Consider the following 423-nt stretch of genomic DNA (forward strand, 5'->3'; position numbering starts at 1 on the left):
ATCCTGTTCTGGTACTAGGGAAATACCATTTTGCCCCTTGCAATTCGCTTAATGAACGACAGTGAGAGAGAGGGTGCCCCTTTCTGGCAATAATACAAAATTCCGCTTTGATCGGTTGCTCAACAATAAACTCGCTCATTGATATCTCAGGTGACGCGATTCCAATAAAAAAATCCAATCGCCCTAGCCGAAGTGAATTCACCAGTTCACAAAGTTGCCCTTCAATGATGGTAATATTGGATGTTGGGTGTTGGACTTGAAATTTATTAACCAAAGAAGGGAGCACACTTAAAGCAGGCAAGTGTGAACAACCAAAGACTACGTTGCCCTGAGATTGTTGACTCAATTGATGCAACTCATCTACTGCTCTTTCAAGATTGTTAAGTAGCGTGTTAACCCTATGTTCAAAAAAACGCCCCATCT

At 41.8% G+C, this 423-nt stretch carries 1 protein-coding gene; it reads right to left on the minus strand.

Annotated elements, in window-relative coordinates:
* The coding region (locus tag JHD74_RS26115; protein ID WP_233169705.1) for a LysR substrate-binding domain-containing protein at nt 1-423 on the minus strand (423 nt) is incomplete at both ends.

This window comes from Serratia sp. ASV30 (assembly GCF_016428815.1).
In the GTDB taxonomy this organism is placed as follows: domain Bacteria; phylum Pseudomonadota; class Gammaproteobacteria; order Enterobacterales; family Enterobacteriaceae; genus Chania; species Chania fonticola_C.